Here is a 25450-nt window from a genome sequence, read left to right as displayed (position 1 = left end):
CAAAATTAAATTTAAACATGCAAAAGGGAAGAAGCATCTAAAATCTTCTTCCCCTTTTTTATTTACTTTTTTCCTTTTGCCAGATAAAAATATTCTCCTATCTCTTTGATGGTTATATCCATGAAACCTGCATTTTCTAATACCTTGCGGATTTCATTCCTGGAAATTCTTTCATCCAAAGGAGGCCCAGAATCAGTCGGTTTTTTCTCCCATTCAATAATACTGATAAAGCCACCTGGTTTTACAACCCTTTTAACTTCATCTATAAAAACCCCTTTATCTTCCACTTCATGAACTACATGGCATAAAAAGGCCATATCTACCTTATTATTATCTATCGGCAGTTTATTTTCATCATTTTTAATTATAACTACATTATCTATACCTTGTTCAGTTATCTTTTCTTGTAAGGTATCAAGCATATCCCGCGATAAATCTAAAGCTAAAATCTGTCCGTTTTCTCCTACTAAACTGGCAGCAGGGATGGTAAAATATCCAATACCACACCCTACATCAGCCATAACCATATCTTTTTTTAAACCTGCCTGCATAAGGATTTTTTCAGGCGGAAGCAAGATTCGTCTTTTAGGATTATCTAACTTATGCTTGTTTTTGCTGTCAAACTTATGTCCCATCTATTCCTCTCCTTTTAAATTTTAACTGTATCTCCCACTCTTACCCATCCTGATTCAATTACTCTGGCAAAAGCCCCTTCCAGAGGCATAACACACTTTCCAACCTGTCTTCTTATAGCACAACCATGGTTGTGGCATTCCTTTCCAATTTGGGTTATTTCAATGACTGCTTCTCCTATCTTAATACGGGTTCCAACTGGTATAGAAAATACATCTATACCTTCTATGGTAATATTTTCGGCAAAATCGCCAAATTCAAGCTGTAAGCCTTGCTTTTTCATTTTTTCGATGCTCGAAAGAGAAAGAAGGCTTATCTGCCGGTGATGATTACCACTGTGGGCATCATTTTCAATCCCATATCCACAAATAAGATAGGCTTCTCCTATATTATGTTTTTTTTCTCCCTTCTTTTCCGAAATATTTACGGCTAAAACCTGGCCTTTTCCCTCTACCACCTTTTTAACCTCCCTCTTCCCTGTAATATATTTAATGGCTATTTCAGCCTTACTTTTTTAAGCCTTAAAGCATTAAGAACCACTGATACAGAGCTTAAAGACATAGCCCCACCGGCTATAATCGGGTTTAAAAATCCGGCCATAGCAAGAGGTATTCCTATAATATTGTATATAAACGCCCAGAACAAGTTTTGTTTAATATTTTTTACCGTAGCCCGGCTCAATTCTATTACCAAAGGCAGCTTGGCTAAGTCTCCTCCAACTAAGATTATCCCTGCGGTTTCCGCTGCTATATCCGTTCCATTGCCCATGGCTATGCCTATATCAGCTGCAACTAAAGCTGGAGCATCATTTATCCCGTCACCCACCATAGCCACAGTCCTTCCCTCAGCAATAAGACTTTTTATCTTGTAAGCCTTTTCTTCTGGCAAGACCTCAGCCATAACCTTATCGATACCTGCTTTTTCTGCTACGGATAAGCAGGTAGCAAGATTGTCCCCACTTATCATCCATACATCTATGCCCATTTTTTTAAGCCTTTTTACAACTTCTGCCGCATTTTCCTTTATTTTATCGGCAACTGCCGCAACGGCTGCCACTTCATTTTCTACTGCCATAATAACCGCAGTTTTGCCTTCTTTTTCATAACCTTCAATAAGCTCTTCTAGACTGCCGGCAGATATGCCTTCTTTCTTCATAAATCTGTAATTGCCAATTACAATATCTTCACCGTCCACTCTAGCCTTTATTCCATGTCCGGGAATTACAGCAAATTCCTGAAAAGATATGTCTGATTCTATATCCGGAGGCAAGTTTATTCCTTTTGCCACTGCCAAACCAACTGGATGGTCGCTTAAAGCTTCCGCCTGTTTAAAAATATTTAAATAGCGGGGCTGGTTCTTAAATTTATCTAAAAAAATGTCTGTAAGATGAGGGGTGCCTTCCGTTATAGTCCCGGTCTTATCCAGAACTACTGTATCAATTTTATGGGCTTTTTCCAGATATTCTCCTCCCCGGATTAAAAAACCCAGATTAGCTGCCCGCCCGCTTCCTACCATGACAGAAACGGGAGTTGCAAGCCCCATAGCACAAGGGCAGGCAATAACCAAAACTGCTGTCATATTCATAAGAGCATGAACCAGATCGCCTTTGTCAAGGAGGAAATACCACATGATAAAGGTAATTAACGCTAATCCCAATACAACAGGAACAAAATAGCCTGCCCCCACATCTGCCAACCTTTGTATAGGGGCTTTAGAGGCCTGGGCTTCTCCTACCATTCTTATAATTCGTGAAAGCATCGAGTCTTTTCCCACATCAAGGGCTCTAACCTTTATAATTCCAAATTTATTTATGCTTCCTCCAATAACTTTATCGCCTACCTTTTTATCTACAGGCAGGCTTTCGCCTGTAAACACAGACTCATCTAAACTAGAATACCCTTCAATGATTTCTCCATCAACCGGTACCCTCTCTCCCGGACGAATTAAAAGAATATCCCCTTTTCTAACCTGTTCATAGGGAACTTCCTCTACCATGCCATTTCTTATAATATTAGCCGTTTTAGGCGTTAATTCCATCAATTTTTTAACTGCTTCCGAAGCCCTAGCCTTCGCAGAAGCTTCCAGATATTTGCCTAAAAGAATCAAGGTTATAAGCATTACACTGACCTCAAAGTATAAAGGCTCTCCCGGCATAAAAAATACGGCTATTAAGCTGTATAAATAAGCAGTAGTAGTCCCTAAAACCACCAGGACATCCATGTTAGCCCCGCCGGATCTCAATGTGTAAAAGGCACCCCGGTAAAAGGAAAAACCTGCAACAAACTGCACCAGAGTAGCTAAAATAATCTGCCATTCTGCCCGCGATAAAAAGTCAGGAAGAGGAAAATCAAATATATGCCCCAGCATTATAGCTAAAAAAGGCATAGAACAAGTTAGAGCAAAAATAAACTGCTTTTTTAATCTGTCTTTTTCTTTATCCTGTTCCTTAAACCATAGATCCTCCATGTTTTCATCAAGATGAGCGTAAGCGCTGTAGCCTAAATTTTCAATAGTTTGAATTAATTCTGATACATCTATTGCTTCTTCATCATATTCAACCATTGCTTGATGAGTAGCTATATTTACTACTGCGTTTTTTACCCCATTTTTTTCTTTTAATTTATTTTCAACCTTGGCAGCACAACCTGCGCAGCTCATTCCTTCGATATTTATATCAAGCCTTTTCAAAATAACGCCTCCATCAATATATTTTATCAAAAAGTTCAGTGCTCAAATATCTTTCCCCCGTATCAGGTATTATAACGGCAATCCTCTTATATGAAGATACACTTTCGGCAATTTTTAAAGCTGCCCATACAGCTGCACCTGCTGAAATACCACATAAAATACCTTCCATTTTTGCCAGATTTCTTGCCGTTTCAAAAGCATGTTCATTTCTTACCTTTATTATTTCATCTATTGTTTCTCTATCTAAAACTTCAGGAATAAAGCCTGCACCTATCCCCTGAATCTTATGATGCCCGGGTTTTTCGCCCGACAGGACAGCCGAATCAGCCGGTTCAACTGCTACAATCTTAAGATGAGGTATCCTTTCTTTGAGATATTTGCCGGCTCCCGTTAAAGTCCCCCCTGTTCCTACCCCAGCTACCAGGTAGTCTAATTTACCTTCAGCATCTTCCAAAATTTCAGCTCCGGTAGTAAGATAATGCATTTTGGGATTAGCCGGGTTACTAAATTGTTCAGGCATAAAATAATCAGGATTTTGACGGCATAATTCTTCAGCCTTTCTTACGGCTCCTGCCATCCCTTCACTTCCTCTGGTCAAAACCACCTCAGCCCCATATGCCTTAAGAAGATTCTGCCTTTCCTTGCTCATCGTTTCAGGCATAACCAGAATCAGCTTATAGCCTCTTACTGCCGCAACCATGGCCAGACCTATGCCGGTATTTCCACTGCTGGCTTCAACTATAACGGATCCCGGCTTAATCTTACCTTTCTTTTCAGCATCATTAATCATGTTTAAAGCAATCCGGTCTTTTATGCTGCCACCCGGATTAAAAAACTCCAATTTAGCTAAAACTTCTGTATTTTTATTCTGATTAAGACGGTTAATTTTAACCAGTGGAGTTCTACCGATTAAATCCGTTATATCTTTTGCTATCATCTCTATGCTCCTTCCTTTGCGAACTTGCGGCGGTAATCTTCAATAGCCTTTCTTAAAGCATCTGCCGCCAGATTGGAACAGTGCATTTTAACTGGTGGAAGTCCTCCTAAAGCTTCCGCAACTGATTTATTCGTTATTTTTTCCGCTTCAGCTAAACTTTTTCCTTTAACCAGCTCAGTCAGCATACTACTGGAGGCTATAGCGGCAGCACAACCAAAAGTCTGAAATTTTATATCTTCAATCACATCATTATTTACTTTAATTTCAATATGCATAATATCTCCACAGGAAGCATTGCCTACTTCTCCTACCCCATCAGCATTCGTAATTGTTCCTGTATTACGCGGATTCAAAAAATGTTCCATTACTTTTTCAGAATACATCTTATCTCCCTCCCTGATATAATGGTGAAATTAATCGGAGTTTTTCAACTATAGGAGGTAAAACTTCCAAAAGATACTCAACATCTTCCATCCGATTATCCTTTCCCAAGCTTAAACGCAGGGAACCATGTGCTATTTCATGGGATATACCCATAGCTAAAAGAACATGGGAAGCCTTGAGCGACTTAGAAGAACAGGCTGAGCCGCTAGAAGCCATAATCCCCCGCTGGTCTAGTAAAAGAAGCATGGATTCCCCTTCTATATATTTAAAACACACGCTTACACATCCGGGAATTCGCTCCTCAGGATGACCGGTAAATATTATATCAGGTATCCTTTCTTTAATTCCCTCACGCAAAATTTTTTCTAAATCTTTTATGTGATTTTCCAATTCTGTTCCTCTTTCAATGGTCAGTTCTGCAGCCCTGCCAAATCCTATTATTGCCGGTACATTTTCTGTTCCTGCCCGCATTTTATTTTCCTGGCCTCCACCGGTTAAAAGGCTTTCTATTTTAGTTCCCTTTTTGACATACAGACAGCCTATCCCTTTAGGACCATATAGTTTATGGGCAGAAACTGAAAGCATATCTACTCCCAAGTCTTTCACATCAACTTTTATTTTGCCCGCTGCCTGCACGGCATCAGTATGAAAAAGGCTTCCGTTCTTATGGGCAATTTCTGCTAAAGTTTTAATATCATTAATAGTGCCTACTTCATTGTTGGCATACATGATAGAAACCAGAACTGTCTCCGTTCTTATCGCCTTCTCCAAAGTTTCCGGAAGAACCCTGCCATATTCATCTACCGGTAAAACAGTAACTTCAAATCCTTCTTTTTCCATACGTAAACAGGTATCTAAAACCGCATGATGTTCTGCAGCCGAAGTAATAATGTGGCGTCCTTTCCCGGCATTAGCCTTTGCTCCTCCGATGATAGCCTGATTATTAGCCTCAGTGCCTCCGCTGGTAAAAATAATTTCCTCCGGTGATGCATTTAAAAGCGATGCGACCTTAGCCCTCGCCTCTTCTACTTTTTCCCGAACCTTTCGGGATCTGCTGTAAACAGAAGATGGGTTGTAAAAATTTTCAACTATAAAAGGCTCCATAACCTTATATACTTCAGGATCTAACGGAGTAGTAGCATTATGATCCAGATAAACCGTCCGCATAGTTCTCCTCCTTTTGTAAATTCTTTTCCTCTTTTAGCAGATCTGCCAGCGAATATTTGTCTAAAACTTGATTTATAACATCTCTAACCTCTCTCCAGATTATGCGGGTAACACAAAAGTCAGCCCTAATGCATTCTTCACTTTTCTGGAGGCTTACACATTCCACTGGGGATATTTCTCCTTCTAATGCCCTTATAATTTCCCCCACCGTAATATCTTCCGGCTTTTTTCCCAAGGTATAGCCTCCTTTAGCTCCTTTGCTGCTGTAGACCAGGCCTGCTTTTTTAAGGCTCATCATAATTTGTTCTAAATATCTCTCGGATAAGTCCTGATGTTGTGCAATAGCTGCAATAGAAACTGGTTCATTTTTTTCTGTATGCCTTGCTATATCAAGCATGGCCCTTAAACCATATCTTCCCCGGGTAGAAAGTTTCATTAATATCCTCCTTTACATTCCACACACTACTGGCTTAATCTTATCATCTTATCAAGCGCATTAAATGCCTTTTCTCTTATATCTTCCGGAACCTTTATCACAGTTTCTTCATTTTCCAGCGAGTATAAAATCTTTTCTAAAGTAATGCTTTTCATATTAGGACAAATAAGCTCGTCAACCGCCAGGATAAATTCAGCATCAGGCCTTTTTTGCCTTAAAGCATAAAATATCCCTTCTTCAGTTCCGATTATAAAACTTTTCTTCGGAGAATGGGTGGCATAATTTAAAATCCCGCCCGTACTGCCCGTATAATCCGCCATTTTAACTACCTCAGGGGCACATTCAGGATGAACCAAAACTTCTGCCTGCGGATATTTTTCTTTACAAAACCTTATACTTTCAGTTTTCACTCTGGCATGAACCGGACAAAAAGAAGGATATTTTTCCATATTCCTGCCTATCTTTTTCTCAATAAAATCAGCCAGATTTTTGTCGGGTATAAACAAAATCGGCCTGTTAGGCGGAAGTTTTGAAGCAATTTTTTCTGCATTAGATGAAGTAACGCAAACATCACTTACCGCCTTTACTGAAGCAGGAGTATTAACATAGCTTACAATCAAAGTTTCTGGATTTTCTTCTCTATATTTCTTTATTTCATCTATGTCTACACTATCGGCCATAGGACAGGTAGCCATAGGTTCAGGCGACAAAACAGTTTTTTCAGGGCATAAAATAGCGGCTGTTTCCGCCATAAAATCCACCCCGGCTACTAAAATCTTTTCTTCTTTAGCCTTCTTGGCTGCCAAAGCCATAGCATATGAATCACCGATAAAATCTGCTATTTCCTGGACTTCCGTCCGCTGATAGTAATGAGCAATAATAAAAATCGATTTTTCTTTTTTTATTTTAATAATCTGCTGTTTTATCATGTCATCTCTCTGCATAATTTTCACCTCGGTTTTATTTTTACTTTTTTAATATAACATAATTCCTATTAATTTGGTAGGTATTATCTATTTCATTGATCTAAAAATAAAGGAGGATAAACCAAAGTTTTCCTCCCTTGATTTTAAATTTTTTCGCGCTTTTACCTGTTCTTTCTCCACAAAACTGCAGCTAAAACCGCTGTACCTATAAAAGCTAAACCTAACAGTATTAAATAAACAAGTTTTACTTTATCCTCAGGAATTTGCAAAGACTTGAGATGAAAAGGATTTTTTCCCTCAGAAACATCCGAACTGGCAGTAATATTCATAATTCTTCCTTTTACATTTATCAATACTAATTCATCTTGCATTTTAACCATTTTTTCTGGCTCAGCAAAAATAGAAACAAGATTTTTAAGAGCAGACTCCTCCGGATAAGAAATTAGATAAATTATTCCGGTAGGCTTTCTATCGATTACCTGGCATATAACCCCGTTTTTGATATATTCTCCGGGTATATTGTAGGAATCATTTGATACAAAACGATTTTTACCTCCCTGCCTGAAAGCTATCCCCTTAACCTTCTCTGCCAGACGGGTTACGTCCTTATGGCACGTAATTACAATAAGGTTTTTATCATTCCTATCCAATTCTTCAATTCCTAGACCAACCTTCCATTTTATATTGCTCCCATATACCTGCCCCATGCGCAAAGCTAAAAGGGCAGCCAAAGTAAGTTCTTCATCTCCCGGATTTTCCGGCAGGATTATTGAACAAACCTTGTCTCCGGCCAAATTAAAATTAGGAAAATCCGCCCACCTGGAAACTGCACTGTTTTTCCCAGAAGTTAACACTACCCGGGTATTTTCCTCAATTACTGACCAGGCTACCTCTTCATATCTTTTTGAGCAATCTGCCATTCCTATATCATGATAAAAAGCAAATTCTATGTTCCATAATGATTTGTTAAGTTCATCCCGGGGAATTTCTACCTTTAAAACACCTTTATCCGCATTGCTTCCGTTAAGCTGAACACTCTTTAAGGGCCTTCCGTTAATATAAACCGTAACCGACGAACGCTCAGGATTAAGCAAAGCAGAATGCCTAAAATAAAGTTCTATATAAGACCCGGGGCCTACATTCCATCCGGGAGGCCGCTTTACCGTAATCATTGTACGCTGGTGAAATGCCCCTCCCAAAGTTATTTCCCCATATCCTAAATCCTTCAGGTTTATGCTCCTCTTTTCCCGATCACTGCTCTTATCTTGTTTTTTCCTTATATATTCAGAAACCGTAATTTCATTTTCTTCTGCCTGTCTGATAAAATCTGAACTTACAAAGCTTATTGCCTTATGTAAACCTTCTTCATCATTTCCCCCTATAATAAGGCGATAAAGATTATTTCCCTCAGAGACTAAACTTATATAGCCATAACCCTTTTTTATCCTGTCACTGTTCAAAGCAGAAGAAATAAAAATCTGATTTTGCAACCCTGCTGCTTTATCTGTAATTATTTTTAAGTTTTCAAGATTGCCTCCTCTTAAATCAGCCCCCCAGTCTGCCGCCATTTCAAACATTGCTTCAATATCCCCTTTGCCCGGATTCGAAGGCAAATACCATACGGCATTTACGGGAGACAAGGATAAATTATTCAGGAATGGATAAGGATAGTCATTTAAGCTGGCCGGCTCGTTTAATACATCCAAGTGAATTACTGAGTTATTATGCAAAACAACCCAATTTGCCTTATTATCTACATCCTGGCAGGTTTTTTCTATACTTCTCTGAGTGGTAGTAATCTTTATCTCATTAATACCTTTAACCAGCATATTTGCCGGCACTTTAACCTTTAAAGAAGATGGATATTTCCCTATTTTTTCTATATGCGTGCTAGCTATAGGCTTGCCATTTATACTTACGGTAAGAGAAGAAAGTTCTTTTATAATAGTTTCTGAACAGGAATACGAAAGAATAATCGAAGCTTCTTTAACTGAAAATCCAGGTTTTAGTTCTAACCAGTAATAATATTCGTTTATAGGAGCATTTAAAACAATATCTTCTGCAAACATTTTTATATTGTATACTGTACTGTTATCTGCCAATTCTTCTGCCCTAACCCCATATGGCAAAAACAGTAAACCTAAAAATAATACTATAATAATAAAAGCCATCAATCTGCGCATTATCTCGCCGACCTTTCCGTTTTATACCAGTAAAACCCTTTACCGGTTATTTTATCTTTCAAAGCTATCCATGCTGCCCGAAAAACCAGATAAAGCCAAAGCTGGCAATAAGTAAAATACATCAAGGCAGTAAGCAAAAAGTTTTCAAAGTTTCCTTCCCCTCTTTCCAGGCTCAAAGAAATAAAGGTTTCAATTATGAATAAAATATAAGCCATTATCCATATAATAACAAAAGGCCCTGTTATCGACAACTTAGCTAGTCCAGTAATTCCTAATATAAATATTGCATCAGAAATTATCACAGAAGTGAAAAAAATCGCATAGGTAAAGAAAAAATAAATCACATCCCAGCTTATTTTCCTTTTTAAACTGAAAATCCTGCGTATATAATAAGATATTACCCACATATTGCCGCGCGCCCATCTGGTGCGCTGTTTTAGCCAAACCTTAAGGTTTTCAGGTTCCTGTTCCCAGGTAACTGCTTCCGGAATCCATTTTATATAATAGCCTTCATTATATACTCTTATGGTAAGCTCAGTATCTTCAGTAAGGGCATCAAGCCTCCAGCCCCCAACTTTTTCAAGTATATCCCTTCTTATAATAAAATTGGTTCCCGTTATTGTGGTAAGCCTGAACCAGTAATACCTTCCAGCCTGAACCAGCCATTGAAAACTTATGGTTTCAAGATTTATAAAGCGGGTTAACAGGTTTACATCCCGGTTGCGGGTGCGAAATTTTCCCACTACCGCCCCTAATCTAGGATCAGAAATAATAGTTGATACCAGATAGCGTATAGCCTTTCTTTCCGGAGTATTGTCGGCATCATATACTATTATGTATTCTCCACTAGCTGCCTTAAATCCGTTATTTAAAGCATTTGATTTTCCCTTGGCTCCTAATGGAGGTTTTAAAGTTACAACTTTTAAAAATGAATATTCTTTTTGTTTTTTTTCTAAAATTTCTCCGGTTTTATCAGTCGAACTGTCATTTATTACTATTACTTCCAGCTTATCTTTAGGATAATCACTGCGGCAGATGGCATCTACCGTCCTTCCTATAACCATCTCCTCATTGTGGGCCGGCACTAATACAGTTACAAAAGGCAAATTCCCCACAATATCTTGGTAACTCTTTTCATCTGCTTCTAAAGTTCTTAGAAAACAGCGATAACCGCCATAAGTTAAAAAAACATGATATAAAAGCAAAATCCAGGTAGCACTGAGTGCTATAAGAAAAAGTAGGTCAATTCTTGTTAATTCCTGCATTTTTCAACCCTCTTCATAAAGCCTGTTCCTTTTGCGGCGCAGATTCAAAACTATAATACCGAAAAATAAAACTAAACCTGTTATAAGCAAAGCCAGGGCTGTAATTCCTTTAGCTACAACTTTCGGCCCTTTGTAAAGCGGTTCCTTGTCATCCGGATTTATTGGCGTAATATCCGATTCCCATCTCATTATACCTTTCCCCCCCCATACCCTGAGAGCTTTACCTTTAACCCAAAAATCCTCCTCACCCAAGGAAATAAATTTATAGCCTTCTCTATTAAGAGCTTTAATAAGCTTATCTAAACCTTCAGGGGGAAGAAAGCCATGGTAAAAAACGCATGTTTCCGTATGAGGCAAAATCTTTTGAAATCGTGCCTTTTGTATTATTTTTTCAACTGACATAATATCCTGAGGATCAACATAACCCAATGTTTCAGGATAAACCTTCATGCCATTAAGTCGATAAGAATTAATAACATAAGGAAATTCCAGGCTAGCTTTATAAGTTTCATCACTAAGCTGAATCTGTCCTATATAAGTTGAAAAATAGCGGGATAACTCTCTATAGCTTACGCTGCTCATCGCATAATGGGGAGCCTCAAAAGCTACCGGATATATGCCTGATTTAGCCATTTCATCAAGTCCCTTTTCCAATCGCTGCCTTGTAAAATCCGGTTCTCCCTCCATCGGCTTTTCATCTTTAAGATTCCAAAATTCAAAGCCTTCCCCTGTTTCAGGAGAATAACAGTTTTCATGATAACATCCGTGCATGATTACAAAACCGCCGGTTTCTCTTACCTTTCGCAAAACTTTAACCAGCTTTTTAGCCTGGCTCAAGCCGGTCTCTTTTCCCTTATGTCTGTCAAAAGGAGTAACTGCAACTGCATACGGGATATCATAAGATGCAATAATATCAATCAGATTCGCAAGATTTTCCGGATCAGTCAAAGGAGTTACATCTTCTATACGCAAAAGCACATTGTAACTGGAGGAAACCGAACAAGGCAAAACCCTGTGCAAAATATCGGCTAAGAGTATGTAAAAAGGAAAACCGAAATCAAATTTTCCCAGATAGAAAACATTTTCTCTCTGCCAGGCTAAAGGCAAAGTATCTTTAAGGTTGCTTACACTTGCCAAAACCTTCGCCTCAGTGCCAGGCTGAGACAGATATAAAGGAATGTAAGGGTCAATAGCAACTTCTTCTTTCCCTGCATACAAGCGGACATAATAGTAGCTCTTACCGTAATAAACAAAATCATTCCAACCTTTAAATTTTGCTAGGCCATCTATGTTATCTTCCAGCCATATTACGGCTGGCCTCTCCGCTAGTTCTTTCAACATAGATTCTGGAAGGCTTCTCTGTCGGCTTCCTACATATATCACAACCTGGTAATCCTTTAAAATTCCAGATTTCCAATCTTCAACTGCCAAATCTGAAAATTGAACCTTAAAATGTCCTAAATATTCATAAAGGGCATCCACCAGAGAAAAAACCTGATTATCCTTACGATAAGGCTCCTCATACAGAATAATTACTTCAGTTTCATCCTCTGCTTCTGCTAAAACAGGCGGACAAACAGAGTTCCATATTAACAGAAACAAAATCAAGCTCCCCAAAACCTTACATTTCAGTTTTAGCTTTGCCAATCAGCCCACATCCCTATCCGCATCTTCAAAAGCTTTTGCGTAAAAGGTATAAGCATCAGGAATAGTATCTGAATATTCTGCAATTCCGACAGAAATCCTTAGCTTTATTGTCTTTCTACCTTTTTTTAAATCCACTGTAATCAGTTCCACCAAATTATGCAGCTTTTCTGCTACCACTCTCGCCCCACTTATATTGGTCTCAGGCAGGATAATTCCTATAACATCTGTTTCTAGCATTCCTTTTATATCGATGGATCTTATTACATTATCAATCTGTTCGGATAAGGACTTTATAATGGCATTAGAAATCACTTCCCCATATACCGTCCGCATTTCATTTAAATTGGCAATTTTTATAATTAAAATTGATAAAGGATCTTTAAATCTCCTAGTTCGGTCAATCTCTCTTTCCAGAGCTTCAAAGAAACCGCGCTTATTGAGAAAACCGGTCAAATCATCCTTGGTTAACCTTTCTCTAAGCATTTGCCATTCTCCGCTCTGAAAATATAAAGAAGCTATATACTGGCTCATCTGTCCCGAAAGATAAGCACCTAAAGGCATAATAAAAAGCCACATTATAAGCTCAATCCTAAGCTCGGAAATCTCGCCGGTAACAGCTACCCCGTAAAGAATATAAGAACCGTAGGCAAAAACTAAAATTAATACAAAAACTAAACCACGCAATACTCCATAGTTATAGGCAAAAATCATAGCAATTATTGCCATACCTGCCATTATAAACTGCATAAAATTAATATTATAGCTGGAAGCAAAAACCAAAGTTAAAACTCCCAGCCATATAACCATGATTAAATTAAACCACAGATAATCTTGTCTTTTATTTTCCTTATCTCTTGCTTTCATATATTTACCTCTCTTATCCGCATAGTTTTCAGGGCTTCCAGCTGGTCATAAGCATAAACTGTATTGGCTAGCGAATCTCCAAAGCCACCAGTTAATTTACCTTTTTTTATTCGAAAAGACATCATTTTTTTATAACACAAATCAGCATAATTATAGTCTCCTACCTCCAAAAAAAGCTGGCACGATAAGGCATATACAGCAGTTGACTCTTCTTTTTTTACAGGATTGCCGTCATAATCATAAATATTGTATATATGCCCCTTATCTATTTCCCTCTTTAGAAAAGACAAAAATTTATCAATATCTCCTCCATTATGCAGATAGTGCATATTCGTCAAAATATTTTCCACCATATTTGCAGAGGAAGAATATATATAAGCCTGTTCTTCATAGTTATAAACCTGAGGAAAAAAGCCATAGTCATTTACAGGAGCATTGGAAAGTATCTCTTCCGCTTTTTTTGAGGCATTGTAAAATCTTTTATCATTTTTGGCCAATTCTTTTAAAGTTTCAATATCTATGTAAAAAAGGGAAATTATATCTGCTTTATCAGCACATCTTGCATCATAAAAATCCACCCATTTCCCATCTCTTAAACTAAAGTTATAAAGCGAATCCTTGAGGGTTTTAATATAAAATTCATTTTTCTTGCTCTTCTCGTCCTCTAAAAGAACTTTCAATATCCGAAGCTCATCAAACAAAGCAGTGGCCTTTTGAGGCTTTCCTTTATAAATCTGCCAGGAAAGATACCCCTCTCCTGTTTCAAAATATTTAAAAATAAGTTCTAAGGTTTCTTCTTTTAGCTTTTCATTTCCTGTATAGTCGGCATATTCAAGAAGCTGTCCCATGCTTTCCAAAAGATTAACCTCAACCTGTTTCCCTTTTTCAATCTTTTGGAAAATAAGCCCCCGGTTATCAAGCATATTATCTTTAAGCATGATAACTGCCTGTCTCTCTTCAGGAATTAAACATCTTACCTGGCTAATGAAAATATCTATCCTTCTCTCGTTTTTATAATTCCGGAAAAAGAAAAACAAAAACAGCAGTAAAAATAAAAAAAATGCTAAATAAAACAAATTTTTACGGCGAAATTTTTCGATAATTGCCCCCTCCCGTCTTCAAATTTTATCATAAACCATTATTTCATATCGCAATTAAAATTAAAATAATTCAAAAAAGTCTTTTATTATATTTTTTATTATACATAATATAATGTTTAATCCTATAATGTGATTTTACAACTTTAGGTCTGAATCCATTTTTATATTTCTGAATTATGTTTATAACTGGATAATAAACAAGAGGGTGGTAACTATTTAGACTAATACCTGCCACCTTAACCATTGATAAAAAACCAATAAAAAAAGACGCTTTTTAAGCGTCCGTCTTTTTGAAATATGGTGCCCGAGGCCGGGGTCGAACCGGCACGGTTGTTACCAACCGCGGGATTTTAAGTCCCGTGCGTCTGCCTATTCCGCCACCCGGGCATGTTATTCTTTTCTCTATGGAGGGCGGGACCGGATTCGAACCGGTGAATGGAGATTTTGCAGACCTCAGCGTTAGCCACTTCGCCACCCGCCCCTGCTGAAAAGAAACGAATCTCTGACGCAGGAATTATTATAACAGCTTTTTTCCATTATTGCAAGCAAAACTTGAGGTTTTACTATATATAAAGCACTGAACAGGTATATATCGCAAAATAAAAGCGTTACACAGGTAACGCTTGGCTTTCAATGGAGCGGAAGACGAGATTCGAACTCGCGACCCTCGCCTTGGCAAGGCGATGCTCTACCACTGAGCCACTTCCGCTTATCATGGTGCCTCGGGGCGGAATCGAACCACCGACACGTGGATTTTCAGTCCACTGCTCTACCGACTGAGCTACCGAGGCATATTATATTACAAAAATTATTATAGCTGCCTCACCACAAGTTGTCAACTTTATTTGTAATTATATGGCGGAGCTGACGGGAATTGAACCCGCGATCTCCGGCGTGACAGGCCGGCATGTTAACCGCTACACCACAGCTCCGCAACGATGTTTATTTTATCATCTGTTTTTATAATCGTCAAGCCTTTTCATTATTTTTTATCTTGTTTTAAATCTCATATGCTATACGCGTAAGTTCATCTAACATACTGGTAAGTTCCTGTATACCAGCATTCATTTCCTCTGCCGCTGCAGCCTGTTCCTGAGTCGCCCTGGCAGTAACTTCAGAATTTTTTAAGGCAGAATTTATCTTTTCTTCAATCTGTCTGGTAAGTTCCCTTATTTTCCCGGCGGTTTCTTTAGAGTTCTCTGAAAGTTTGCGAATTTCTGCTGCCACTACTCCAAAGCCTTTTCCGGCATCTCCTGCCCTGGCTGCTTCAATAGCAGCATTAAGCCCCAACATTTTTGTTTCATCAGCAACACTCCTTATGTACTCTAAGATTTTTATAATCTCAGCCGCGATATCTGAAATAGCACTGATTTCCCGGTTGAGCCTTTGCTCACTCTCACTTATTTCCGAAGCTGCAACTGCAGTCTGTTCAATCGCAGCTGCAATCTCCTGCATTCCCTTTTGATAAGTGTCAGCCATCTTGCGCAAATTAAAGGCATTTTCCCGCCTAACAGCCATTCCGTAAACCCCTGCCACTTTACTTTTATCATCATCATCAAAAGCAGGAACTGAAATTACCTTTAAAGGCACACCGTAATAACTCTCATCTATTTCCATAATAACTGGCTGTTTAGTTTGAATAACCTTATCCGCCGGTCCTCCTTTGGCAAACGGTGCACCCACCTTAACAAACGGAACATCAAAATTGGTAGTATCTTTAAAAATAAAATTTTCCAGATCAGTTGCATAAAAAGTTGTGTCTTTCGGAAATAACGGTAAAATCATCTTCACTATCCACGGGAACTCCTCTAAAAATCTGCTTCCCATAATAACATCCCTCCATAACATCAAATCCATTTATACTTACTTTTCGCTTATTTGTGTCTTTTTCCTTTTTTGCTATTAAATTTATTTATAGAAAAATAATTCTATGTCAAGTGATTATCAAGCATCCTTTAAGAAAAATAAAAAATATTATAAAATTAAAAAGTAAATCTATACACTGGGCAATTTATAAAATCTAATATTTTATACAGGAGTTGAATCAGGTGAAATATCTAATCATTGTTCCCGATGGAATGGCAGATTATCCTATACCCGAATTGGGTAATAAAACCCCACTTGAATACGCAAAAACCCCAAATATAGATGGTCTAGCTAAAGAGGCAGTTATTGGTCTGGTAAAAACTATCCCGGAAGGATTTGCACCTGGAAGTGATGTCGCCAATCTTTCAGTGATGGGCTATGACCCTTCAATTTACTATACCGGACGTTCTCCCTTGGAAGCTATAAGCATGGGAGTAAAACTAGAGGAAAGCGACCTCACTCTGCGCTGCAATCTAGTTACCCTTTCCGATGATGAAAATTTAGAAGATAAAATTATGCTTGACTACAGTGCAGGGGAAATATCTTCCGGAGAAGCTAAAGAACTTATCGGCTGTTTACAAAAGGAACTGGGAAGCAGAGAAATAACATTTTATCCGGGAATAAGCTACCGCCACGTCATGGTCTGGAAAAACGCATCAGGCTTGAAACTTAAGCTTACTCCTCCTCATGATATATCTGACCGAAAAATCGATTCATATCTGCCTGAGGGAGATAAGGCGAATATTATTCTTGATTTAATACAAAAAAGTCAGAAAATTCTTAAAAAACACCCGGTAAATAAAAGACGCCGGGAAAAAGGTTTAAAAGAAGCCAACTCCATATGGCTCTGGGGAGAAGGCAGAAAGCCTTCCCTGAACAGCTTCCAGGAAAAATATAATTTGAACGGTTCAGTAGTCGCCGCAGTTGACCTAGTAAAAGGACTAGGGATAGCAGCCGGACTCAGACCTGTCCTAGTTGAAGGAGCTACCGGAAGCATCGAAACCAACTTCAAAGGGAAAGGAGAAGCTGCAATAAATGAACTTAAAAAAGGACAGGATTTTGTTTATCTGCACATTGAATCTCCCGATGAAGCAAGTCATCAGGGAAGCCTTGAAAAGAAGATATGGGCTATTGAGCAGATTGATAAAGAAGTAATAGGACTTATATTATCCGTGATAAACGAATTCGATGATTTAAAAATTATGATTATGCCCGACCATCCTACACCAATATCATTAAAAACACATACCGCGGAGCCGGTGCCTTTTATGATTTATGACAAAAATAATCCGGTTTCAGAAAGTATCAGAACTTATAACGAAAAATACGCCCGTGATGGAATATATTTCTCCAGTGGATATGAGCTTATGGATTATTTTATAAAAGGCGATAAAAAGTAACAGTATATTAATAAATAAGGCAGGGAACAACCCCTGCCTTATTTATTATTCATTGACCCAAAATACTACCGCTTTGTTCCTTATCATTCCAAAGATAACGGCTATTTTATATCCAAAAATCTCAACACGGTTTCCCTCATTTCAGTCTTGTCGCATTTGGTATTGTGAATAACCGGTTTTTTATCTAAATCCTTAATACCAGCAGGAATGGCTAAACCGGTATAAGAAGATAAAAGCTCTAAAACTTCAAATTCATTTTTTTCTTCCATCATATCAGGAGGCAAAACTGCCCGGGCTACACTGCTAGCAAATTTGAAAGGGCTGGCAGTAGATGCAATAACTGCAACCGTATTATCCCCAGAAGCTTTACGGTATTTGTTATAAACATTTACAGCTACTGCAGTATGAGTGTCTAAAAGGTATTTATAATCCTGCCATACCTCCCTGATAGTCCTAATAGTATCTGCATCATTGCAAAAATCAGCCCAGAACAATTCCTGCACTTTTTCACGGGTCAAACTGTCTACTTCATATCTGCCTGTATCTTTTAATCTTTTCATCCAATCCCTGACTTTTTGCGCATCATGTCCGGTAACCTCATATAAAAGCCTTTCTAAATTTGAAGAAATCAGGATATCCATAGATGGCGATATAGTCTTTTCAAACTTCCGGTTGCGGTCGTAAACCCCATTGCGTATAAAGTCAGTCAACACATTATTGGCGTTAGAAGCACATATCAGCCTGTTTATGGGAATACCCATCCTTCTGGTATAAAAGGCAGCCAAAATATTTCCAAAATTTCCGGTAGGAACCACAACATTTATTTTTTCACCTTGTTTTATTACTCCTTTTTTCTGCAAATCTACATAAGCCGCAATATAGTAGACTATCTGAGGTAAAAGTCTACCCCAGTTGATAGAGTTTGCTGATGACATTTTCTTATGGTTAGATGCAAGCAGTTTTCTTATATTTTCATCATTAAATATCTCTTTAACTCCATTTTGAGCATCATCAAAATTGCCTTTAACCGCAGCTACAAAAACATTTCTTCCTTCCTGGGTAATCATCTGCCTTTTTTGTACTTCACTTACCCCTTCATCTGGATAAAAAACTATTATCCGGGTATTTTCTACATCTTTAAAGCCGGCCAACGCCGCCTTGCCTGTATCTCCGGAAGTTGCAACTAAAATTACAATTTCATCAGTTTCGCCGGTAATGCTGGCGCTGGTAGTAAGTAAATAAGGCAGTATCTGCAATGCCATATCTTTAAAAGCACAGGTTGGGCCATGCCACAATTCCTGAATATAAGTCTTATCATCTAGAGGCACCAGGGGTGCAATATCTTCATGATCAAAACTTTCCCAGTTATAAGCTTTATGGACACATTCTTCAATCTGCTTTAGGCTAAAATCAGATAAAAATTGTTTTAAAATATATACTGCCTTTTCCTGATAAGTCAGGTTTTCCATTCCTTTTAAATCTTCACTGGTCAGTTCTGGTATATACTCTGGAACAAACAATCCACCATCCGGGGCTATTCCCAACTTGATAACTTCTGCCCCCTTAAGCCCTTTATATTGACCTCTGCTGCTCTCATACTGCATTATTAATAATCCTCCCTGTTTTAAAACATAATTTTTACACCTAACTCAGTATAATATCTATTTTCAAAAAGATTGCAATAGCTGATAATATATATAATAATGGAAAAGACAGCTTTTGGTAAGCAGATTTTAATCGGGAGGTAAAACATGGGACAGTTTATACTGGCTGTAATAGGGTTTATACTTTTGAAGCTTCTCTGGGATATATATAAAGAGAAAATATCGGAACCCAGAAAAAACAAACCGCAAAAAGGAGGCAAAGTCATTGATGTCAGCGAAGCCTGGATTGATATAAATAACTTGCCTTATACTAAAAAGACAAGCATATTATCTGCTGCAGAAAAAGATGTTTATAATCTGCTCAATAAAACTTTGCCTGCGGATAACTTCAAGATTTTTCCTAAAGTACGCTTGTCCGACTTTATGCAGGTTGATCCACACGTCCAAAATAGCCCCGAATATGTTAAACGAATAAATTCTAAAAGTGTAGACTTTCTCATCTGCCATTTTGAAAGCTTAGAACCTCTTTTTATAGTACAGGTGCATGAAGGCAGCAATGCTAAAAAAGAACAAATTGCTGAAAACTTTCTAGAAAAAGCAGCCAAAACTGCTGGAATACCTGTTTTAACACTTAACTTTCCTCATCTTCCTTCAACCCAAGGCTTAATCCGCAAAATAAAAGAATACGACATAAATATTTGACGGCTAACGCCGACCTAACCTTTTAAGGTCGGCATTTTTTGTTGTCAAAATATTTATTACCGTTATTGATATTTAATGTTTATAATTGTTAAAATAAAAATGCAAGCATTTTTTATTCACTAATAAATCAAGGAGGAACAGCTATGTCATCAACCTTTATGAACACTACCAGAGATCACAAATTTATATTAAAAGAATGGCTGGACATGAATACTGTTTTTAATACTGAACGATTCAAAGACGGCTATTCAGTAGAGGATCTTGATTTTATCCTGGAAAATGCACTTAAAGGCGCTAAAGAAGTGGTTGCCCCTTCAAATGAAGATTCGGATAAAATAGGTGCAAAATTTGAAAATGGCAGGGTAATCACCCCTCAATCCACCAAAGATGCCTACTATTTTATAGTTAACAACGGATTTGCAGCTTCCAATGTAGATCCCGACGACGAATCAGCCCTTCCTTTATCTGTGGTCTGGGCTCTCAACGAATATTTCATAGCAGCCAACCCTTCAATCCAAACCTTATGGCTCGCTAATTCAGGTGCAGCTGGTTTAATAAGGGATTTCGGCAGTAAAGAGCTCAAAAAAACTTATCTCCCCAAAATGTACAGCGGACAATGGTCAGGTACTATGGATTTAACTGAACCTAATGCCGGTTCTGATGTAGGAGATGCAACTACCAAGGCTATCCCTACTGATGAGCCGGGAGTCTATCTCATCAAAGGGACTAAATGTTTCATAAGCGGCGGTGAACAGGATGTAACCGAAAATATAATCCATTTGGTTCTGGCGCGTATAGAAGGGGCTGCTCCCGGTACTAAAGGCTTGTCCCTTTTTGTAGTTCCCAAATATCTGCCTGATGAAAATGGAAATCCCGGAGAATTCAATGATGTTCACTGTGCAGGCATTGAACATAAATTAGGACACCGCGGATCTCCCACCTGTGTGATAAATTTCGGTGAAGAAGGTAAATGTAAAGGCTTCCTTTTAGGAGATCCCCCAGGTGAAGATGGAGCCGGACAGGGCATGGCTCAGATGTTTAAAATGATGAATGAAGAAAGGCTTATGACCGGTTTATCTGCCTGTGCTTTAGCCGCGTCAGCTTATCACAATACAGTTGAATACTGCAGACAGCGCATTCAGGGGCGTCCTACCACTAACCCTAAATCAGGCAGATGCCAAATTATAAAACATGAAGATATAAAGAGAATGCTGATGTTCCAGAAAGCCCATATTGAAGCATTCAGGGCCATGGCAATTCAGACTTTCTGGTGGGCTGATATTGAAAACTACAGTTCTGATCCGGAAATGCGTAAAAAAGCTTCCATATTTCTGGCAGTAAATACTCCTATTGTCAAAGCATACTGTTCAGACATGGCACTGCAATGTATTTCTGAAGCTCTGCAATGCTACGGCGGTTACGGTTTTTCCGAAGAATATCCCATTGCCCAGATTTATAGAGATGCCCGTATATATCCAATATGGGAAGGAACCAACTACATACAGTCAATGGATCTAGTAGGCCGTAAAATGACCATGAAAAATGGCCAGGTTTTCGCTATGTGGCTCGATCACATCCGCCAGTTTGTTGAAGAAACCGGAAATGCACCCGGCTTTGAAAAAGAAATGGCTCTTTATAAAGATGCTTTAGCCAAATATGATGAAATCCTTAAAATCTGGCAGGGACTTTATGCTAAGCCTGGCATGATTCAGCTCTATGCCACCAGAATGCTTCATGCTACAGGCAAACTGTGGGCAGGCAAACTTCTCTTAGAAATGGCATTAATTGCCCAAAAGAAAATTGATGAACTTGGTGAAGATCACTATGACTATAACTTTTATAAAGGCAAAATAGTATCAGCCCGTTTCTTTATAAACAACATCATTCCAGAAATCGGAACCTTCCTCCAGGTTCTGAAAAATGAAGATAGGACCTGTTTAGAAATTGATGATAACATTTTCGGACTCTAAATTTAATATCTGGTGTTGATTAAATAAAAAAGCTTCCAGCTCACATAAGAGCTGGAAGCTTTAATTTTCTTGATTAAATAAAATGGTCGGAGTGACTGGATTTGAACCAGCGACCTCTTGCACCCCAAGCAAGCGCTCTAGCCAAGCTGAGCTACACCCCGACGCAAGGACTATTTTATATCATAATCCCTGTTTCGTCAAGATAATTAAATGGTTTATTCTATTTTGTCGAGCTCGAATTTCTTATGTAAGACTCGAACTGCCTTTTCTAACTCTTTTTCATCTATAACACATGATACTTTAATCTCAGATGTGCTTATCATATGAATGTTGATATTTTCCTCTGCTAAAGCCTCGAACATGTCAGCAGCTACTCCAGGATTAGTCTGCATTCCAGCCCCTACAATAGAAACTTTGGCAACATCATCCGCATAAGAAAAACCAGAAGCAGATATTTCTTTTACAACCTTTTGGACTACTGGGACAGCGCGCTTGAGATCATCTCTTTCTATGGTAAAAGCAATATCATTTCGATTATCGCGCATAGCACTTTGAATAACCATATCAACATTTATATTTTCTTTTGCTAAAGCTTTAAATATTTTCATTGCTATACCAGGAACATCAGGAACATCAAAAAGCGCAAAACGGGCGCAATTTCTATCATCTGCCACTCCACATACAACTCTCTGTTTCTCCATATTTTTTACCTCCGTTACTAAAGTTCCGGGATTAAAATTAAAACTGCTTAAAACTTCAACATCAACCCCATAAAGCATAGCAAACTCAACTGAACGCGACTGTAAAACTCCTGCCCCAAGGCTTGCCATTTCAAGCATTTCTTCATAGGAAATCTGTGAAAGTTTGCGGGCTTCAGGTACTATGCGGGGGTCGGCAGTATAAACTCCGTCTACATCCGTAAAAATAAGACAGCGATCAGCTTTCAATGCTGCAGCAATAGCAACAGCAGTAGTATCCGAACCTCCACGCCCTAATGTAGTTATATCTCCGCAGGGAGAAATACCCTGAAAACCAGCTACTATTACAATACGCCCTTTGGCTAATTCTGCTCTTAGCCTTTCTGTATTAATTTCACTTATTTTGGCTTTGCTGTGTTTATCATCACTCTTTATCCCCGCTTGCCATCCAGTAAGTGATATAGCATCACAATTCATATTTTGCAAAGTCAACGCAAGAAGGGCAGCCGACTGCTGTTCACCGGTAGATAAAAGCATATCCATTTCCCGCGGAGCTAAATTATCCCCGGTTAACTTAGCCAAATCAATCAATTCATCTGTGGTATCTCCCATAGCTGAAACTACTGCTACAACATCATTCCCTTTCTCCTTCATATCTTTAAGGCGCAGAGCAACATTTTTTATTCTTTCTAAAGATGCAACTGAAGTTCCACCAAATTTAGTAACTAATAAGGCCAAAATTTCACACTCCTTGCTGTGTCCAAATTTATCTATAATGTTTTTTCACATATAACTCCATTTTCATATGCCTTGAGATAGAATACATCACTATTTATGCCATGTAAAGCCCAAACATCCTGCATCCTTTTTCCTATGAAATGTTCTCTTTCTAAAGAAAATGCTATAATAGAAGGTCCGGCTCCACTCAATGCAGCCCCTAATGCACCCGCTTTTCTAGCCTCTCTTATTACTTCATCAAAACCCGGAATAAATCGTTTTCTGGCAGTTTGAAAAAGCTCATCAGACATAGCCTTATCTAAAAATTCAAAATCACCATTGTTTAAGCTTAAAGCCAGGAAACAAGCCTTTTGCAAAGCAGAGGTCACCTCTTTTATCCCTACTTTTTCCGGTAAAACTGTGCGCGCTTTTTTGGTCGGAAGAATAAAATCAGGTACTAATGCTATAATTTTCAGTTCACCAGGGAATTTAAGCTTTTTATAATAAACTTCATCTTTATCCACCATGACTGCTGTCAAGCCGCCTACAGCAGCAGGCACCACATTATCGGCATGTCCTTCCAGAAAAACTGCCATATTTATGAGTTCTTTTTCATTAAATCTATTTTTAAGGAGCATATTTCCGGCATAAAGCCCGGCTATTATTGCAGCAGCACTGCTTCCCAACCCTTTACCTACAGGTATGTTGTTTTTTGCATAAAGCTCTATCGGAGGCATCACAGCTCCTGCTTTTGTAAAAACTTTATGCATTGCCTTCAAGATCAAATTAGAATCAGGATTTTGTTTTATATCTGAAGCCCCGTACCCACAGAACTCAATTTTATTTTCGTTTACTGCCGGCTTTATCTTAACTTCAAGCATCAAGTCCAGAGCTAACCCTAAAGTATCAAAACCTGAACCTAAATTGGCAGCAGTAGCCGGCACTTTTACCGTAATCATAGACCCTCCTTACTGTTTATCCAATCCCTCTAACCTTATGATATTATTTATACTGCCTACTGTGTCTAAAGTTTTAACTTCATCCAATGATTTCCGCAAATCTCTTTCTCTAACTTCGTGGGTAATCAAAATAAGTTCAGCCATATCTTCGCCTTCTTTTTGCAAAACAGCAGCAATACTTACATTATTGTTGCCAAAAACCCCAGCAATACCTGCTAATACTCCGGGACGGTCTACCACAGTCATACGGATATAAAATCTTGCTTTCATATCATCAACTTTTAAGACCCTTTTTTCATCATAACAGGTACAGCCTATTCTCCCATTAGACCCACAGCGCATATTACGCACTATTTCAATAATATCGCCAACTACTGCACTGGCAGTAGGCATCTGTCCTGCTCCCTTTCCGTAATGCATTACATCTCCTACCGCATCACCTTTAACAAAAACTGCATTGAAAACATCATTAACACCCGCCAAAGGATGGCTTACAGGAATAAAAGCAGGATTTACCCTTACTTCAACATTACCTTCGTCATCCTGTTTGGCAACGGCTAGAAGTTTTATCACATAGCCCAATTCAGCAGCATAATTTATATCGGCAGGAGTAATCCCGGTTATGCCTTCAACATACACATCATCTAAAGTAATACGGCTGTTAAAAGCAATAGAAGACAAAATCGCAATTTTCCTTGCGGCATCAAGCCCTTCTACATCAGAAGTAGGATCAGCCTCGGCGTATCCTAATTCTTGAGCTTCTTTCAAAACCTGTTCATAGCTTAAACCTTCCCGGGTCATCTTGGTAAGCATATAATTGGTAGTTCCGTTTAAGATACCTATAACTTCTTTTATTCTATTAGCAGCTAAAGACTGTTTCAGGGGATATATGATAGGAATCCCTCCCCCTACACTCGCTTCATAATAAAAATCAACATTATTTTCTTCAGCCGCTTTAAATATCTCCCTACCTTTAACCGCAATAAGGTCTTTATTGGCCGAAACTACATGTTTTCCGCGATTAATCGCTCCAATTACATAGCTAAAGGCAGGTTCGAGGCCACCTATAAGTTCTACCACAATGTCTATTTCTTCATCATTTAAAATATCATCAATATCCTGGGCTATTTTCTCAGCAGGAATACCCAGTTGATAACATTTTTCAACATCGCGTTCCAAAACTTTATGCAAAACTACGGTTTCACCCGCCCGGTTTGCAATAATATCTTTATTCTGTTCTAACAGTTTGACAACTCCTGATCCTACCGTTCCACATCCTAAAAGCCCTATTCTAATCATTTTAA

The 25450-nt window shown here is 38.4% G+C and carries 21 protein-coding genes and 6 tRNA genes; 3 read left to right on the top strand and 24 right to left on the bottom strand.

Annotated features, from left to right (window positions below; all coding sequences use genetic code 11):
- Positions 1–62: 62 nt before the first annotated feature.
- The 19 genes from H0Z36_RS08505 to H0Z36_RS08415 form a co-directional block, all read right to left on the bottom strand.
- Entirely contained in the window at positions 63–635 is a 573-nt protein-coding gene (locus H0Z36_RS08505) for a class I SAM-dependent methyltransferase (protein WP_296865458.1), read from the bottom strand.
- Between the two features lie 14 nt (positions 636–649).
- A complete protein-coding gene (locus H0Z36_RS08500; RefSeq protein ID WP_296865456.1) occupies positions 650–1090 on the bottom strand; it encodes an MOSC domain-containing protein in 441 nt (146 codons plus the stop codon).
- Positions 1091–1128: 38 nt separating this feature from the next.
- On the bottom strand, positions 1129–3321 hold the full coding sequence (locus H0Z36_RS08495; RefSeq protein ID WP_296865454.1) for a heavy metal translocating P-type ATPase: 2193 nt from the start codon (positions 3319–3321) through the stop codon (positions 1129–1131).
- 13 nt (positions 3322–3334) lie between these two features.
- Positions 3335–4264, bottom strand: coding sequence for a cysteine synthase A (gene cysK, locus H0Z36_RS08490; protein ID WP_296865502.1), 930 nt, complete (start codon positions 4262–4264; stop codon positions 3335–3337).
- Positions 4261–4641 carry a Fe-S cluster assembly scaffold protein NifU gene (gene nifU, locus H0Z36_RS08485; protein WP_296865452.1) on the bottom strand — a complete coding sequence of 127 codons (381 nt, stop codon included), beginning with the start codon at positions 4639–4641 and terminating at the stop codon, positions 4261–4263. Before nifU ends, cysK begins: the two co-directional genes overlap by 4 nt.
- A gap of 1 nt (position 4642) precedes the next feature.
- Complete coding sequence (nifS, locus tag H0Z36_RS08480) at positions 4643–5809, bottom strand: cysteine desulfurase NifS (RefSeq protein WP_296865450.1); 1167 nt, start codon at positions 5807–5809, stop codon at positions 4643–4645.
- Complete coding sequence (locus H0Z36_RS08475) at positions 5784–6245, bottom strand: Rrf2 family transcriptional regulator (RefSeq protein ID WP_296865448.1); 462 nt, start codon at positions 6243–6245, stop codon at positions 5784–5786. Before H0Z36_RS08475 ends, nifS begins: the two co-directional genes overlap by 26 nt.
- A 26-nt stretch (positions 6246–6271) precedes the next feature.
- The gene (nadA, locus tag H0Z36_RS08470) at positions 6272–7189 is read right to left on the bottom strand and encodes a quinolinate synthase NadA (RefSeq protein WP_296865446.1); all 918 of its coding nucleotides are present in this window, start codon (positions 7187–7189) and stop codon (positions 6272–6274) included.
- Positions 7190–7332: 143 nt separating this feature from the next.
- Positions 7333–9354 (bottom strand): cellulose biosynthesis cyclic di-GMP-binding regulatory protein BcsB, encoded by a 2022-nt coding sequence (locus H0Z36_RS08465; protein WP_296865444.1) that lies wholly within the window; start codon positions 9352–9354, stop codon positions 7333–7335.
- On the bottom strand, positions 9354–10619 hold the full coding sequence (locus H0Z36_RS08460) for a glycosyltransferase (protein ID WP_296865443.1): 1266 nt from the start codon (positions 10617–10619) through the stop codon (positions 9354–9356). Before H0Z36_RS08460 ends, H0Z36_RS08465 begins: the two co-directional genes overlap by 1 nt.
- Positions 10620–10622: 3 nt before the next feature.
- Positions 10623–12221 carry a DUF2334 domain-containing protein gene (locus H0Z36_RS08455; RefSeq protein WP_296865442.1) on the bottom strand — a complete coding sequence of 533 codons (1599 nt, stop codon included), beginning with the start codon at positions 12219–12221 and terminating at the stop codon, positions 10623–10625.
- A 45-nt stretch (positions 12222–12266) separates the two neighbouring features.
- Complete coding sequence (locus H0Z36_RS08450) at positions 12267–13130, bottom strand: GGDEF domain-containing protein (RefSeq protein ID WP_296865441.1); 864 nt, start codon at positions 13128–13130, stop codon at positions 12267–12269.
- Positions 13127–14068, bottom strand: coding sequence for a hypothetical protein (locus H0Z36_RS08445; RefSeq protein WP_296865440.1), 942 nt, complete (start codon positions 14066–14068; stop codon positions 13127–13129). Before H0Z36_RS08445 ends, H0Z36_RS08450 begins: the two co-directional genes overlap by 4 nt.
- A gap of 460 nt (positions 14069–14528) precedes the next feature.
- Positions 14529–14617 (bottom strand) — tRNA-Leu (locus H0Z36_RS08440).
- Positions 14618–14635: 18 nt separating this feature from the next.
- Positions 14636–14711, bottom strand: a tRNA-Cys gene (locus H0Z36_RS08435).
- A gap of 153 nt (positions 14712–14864) precedes the next feature.
- Positions 14865–14939 (bottom strand) — tRNA-Gly (locus tag H0Z36_RS08430).
- 6 nt (positions 14940–14945) lie between these two features.
- Positions 14946–15021 (bottom strand) — tRNA-Phe (locus tag H0Z36_RS08425).
- 65 nt (positions 15022–15086) lie between these two features.
- Positions 15087–15162: transfer RNA gene (locus H0Z36_RS08420), tRNA-Asp, on the bottom strand.
- Positions 15163–15229: 67 nt separating this feature from the next.
- On the bottom strand, positions 15230–16057 hold the full coding sequence (locus H0Z36_RS08415) for a methyl-accepting chemotaxis protein (RefSeq protein ID WP_296865439.1): 828 nt from the start codon (positions 16055–16057) through the stop codon (positions 15230–15232).
- A 221-nt stretch (positions 16058–16278) separates the two neighbouring features.
- On the opposite strand from H0Z36_RS08415, the gene H0Z36_RS08410 reads away from it, so the two are divergent.
- Complete coding sequence (locus H0Z36_RS08410) at positions 16279–17496, top strand: cofactor-independent phosphoglycerate mutase (protein WP_296865438.1); 1218 nt, start codon at positions 16279–16281, stop codon at positions 17494–17496.
- A gap of 101 nt (positions 17497–17597) precedes the next feature.
- Here the strand turns inward: H0Z36_RS08410 and thrC are convergent, their stop codons facing one another.
- Positions 17598–19100 (bottom strand): threonine synthase, encoded by a 1503-nt coding sequence (thrC, locus tag H0Z36_RS08405; RefSeq protein WP_296865436.1) that lies wholly within the window; start codon positions 19098–19100, stop codon positions 17598–17600.
- A 147-nt stretch (positions 19101–19247) separates the two neighbouring features.
- Here thrC and H0Z36_RS08400 point away from each other — a divergent pair, with 147 nt between their 5' ends.
- Both H0Z36_RS08400 and H0Z36_RS08395 read left to right on the top strand, forming a co-directional pair.
- Positions 19248–19802, top strand: a complete 555-nt coding sequence (locus tag H0Z36_RS08400) for a DUF2726 domain-containing protein (RefSeq protein ID WP_296865435.1) — start codon at positions 19248–19250, stop codon at positions 19800–19802.
- A gap of 143 nt (positions 19803–19945) precedes the next feature.
- A complete protein-coding gene (locus tag H0Z36_RS08395; RefSeq protein WP_296865434.1) occupies positions 19946–21772 on the top strand; it encodes an acyl-CoA dehydrogenase in 1827 nt (608 codons plus the stop codon).
- 83 nt (positions 21773–21855) lie between these two features.
- Here H0Z36_RS08395 and H0Z36_RS08390 read toward each other — a convergent pair.
- The 4 genes from H0Z36_RS08390 to H0Z36_RS08375 form a co-directional block, all read right to left on the bottom strand.
- A tRNA-Pro gene (locus H0Z36_RS08390) sits at positions 21856–21933 on the bottom strand.
- A 54-nt stretch (positions 21934–21987) separates the two neighbouring features.
- A complete protein-coding gene (locus H0Z36_RS08385) occupies positions 21988–23208 on the bottom strand; it encodes an aspartate kinase (RefSeq protein WP_296865432.1) in 1221 nt (406 codons plus the stop codon).
- 32 nt (positions 23209–23240) lie between these two features.
- Entirely contained in the window at positions 23241–24146 is a 906-nt protein-coding gene (gene thrB / locus H0Z36_RS08380; protein ID WP_296865430.1) for a homoserine kinase, read from the bottom strand.
- Positions 24147–24155: 9 nt separating this feature from the next.
- Positions 24156–25445, bottom strand: a complete 1290-nt coding sequence (locus H0Z36_RS08375; protein WP_296865428.1) for a homoserine dehydrogenase — start codon at positions 25443–25445, stop codon at positions 24156–24158.
- Between the last annotated feature and the right edge of the window lie 5 nt (positions 25446–25450).

Origin of the sequence: Thermosyntropha sp. (assembly GCF_017656155.1) — a bacterium.
In the GTDB taxonomy this organism is placed as follows: Bacteria; Bacillota; Syntrophomonadia; order Syntrophomonadales; family Syntrophomonadaceae; genus Thermosyntropha.
Note: the sequence above shows the minus strand (reverse complement) of the source record. Positions and strands in the feature narration are given on the sequence as shown.

Coding starts and splice junctions, on each gene's coding strand:
- H0Z36_RS08375 (WP_296865428.1), bottom strand. CDS start 25,445: ATGATTAGAATAGGGCTTTTAGGATGTGGAACGGTAGGATCAGGAGTT.
- nifS (WP_296865450.1), bottom strand. CDS start 5,809: ATGCGGACGGTTTATCTGGATCATAATGCTACTACTCCGTTAGATCCT.
- H0Z36_RS08445 (WP_296865440.1), bottom strand. CDS start 14,068: ATGCTTAAAGATAATATGCTTGATAACCGGGGGCTTATTTTCCAAAAG.
- H0Z36_RS08400 (WP_296865435.1), top strand. CDS start 19,248: ATGGGACAGTTTATACTGGCTGTAATAGGGTTTATACTTTTGAAGCTT.
- H0Z36_RS08465 (WP_296865444.1), bottom strand. CDS start 9,354: ATGCGCAGATTGATGGCTTTTATTATTATAGTATTATTTTTAGGTTTA.
- nadA (WP_296865446.1), bottom strand. CDS start 7,189: ATGCAGAGAGATGACATGATAAAACAGCAGATTATTAAAATAAAAAAA.
- H0Z36_RS08505 (WP_296865458.1), bottom strand. CDS start 635: ATGGGACATAAGTTTGACAGCAAAAACAAGCATAAGTTAGATAATCCT.
- H0Z36_RS08450 (WP_296865441.1), bottom strand. CDS start 13,130: ATGAAAGCAAGAGATAAGGAAAATAAAAGACAAGATTATCTGTGGTTT.
- H0Z36_RS08415 (WP_296865439.1), bottom strand. CDS start 16,057: ATGGGAAGCAGATTTTTAGAGGAGTTCCCGTGGATAGTGAAGATGATT.
- thrC (WP_296865436.1), bottom strand. CDS start 19,100: ATGCAGTATGAGAGCAGCAGAGGTCAATATAAAGGGCTTAAGGGGGCA.
- H0Z36_RS08460 (WP_296865443.1), bottom strand. CDS start 10,619: ATGCAGGAATTAACAAGAATTGACCTACTTTTTCTTATAGCACTCAGT.
- H0Z36_RS08475 (WP_296865448.1), bottom strand. CDS start 6,245: ATGAAACTTTCTACCCGGGGAAGATATGGTTTAAGGGCCATGCTTGAT.
- thrB (WP_296865430.1), bottom strand. CDS start 24,146: ATGATTACGGTAAAAGTGCCGGCTACTGCTGCCAATTTAGGTTCAGGT.
- H0Z36_RS08395 (WP_296865434.1), top strand. CDS start 19,946: ATGTCATCAACCTTTATGAACACTACCAGAGATCACAAATTTATATTA.
- nifU (WP_296865452.1), bottom strand. CDS start 4,641: ATGTATTCTGAAAAAGTAATGGAACATTTTTTGAATCCGCGTAATACA.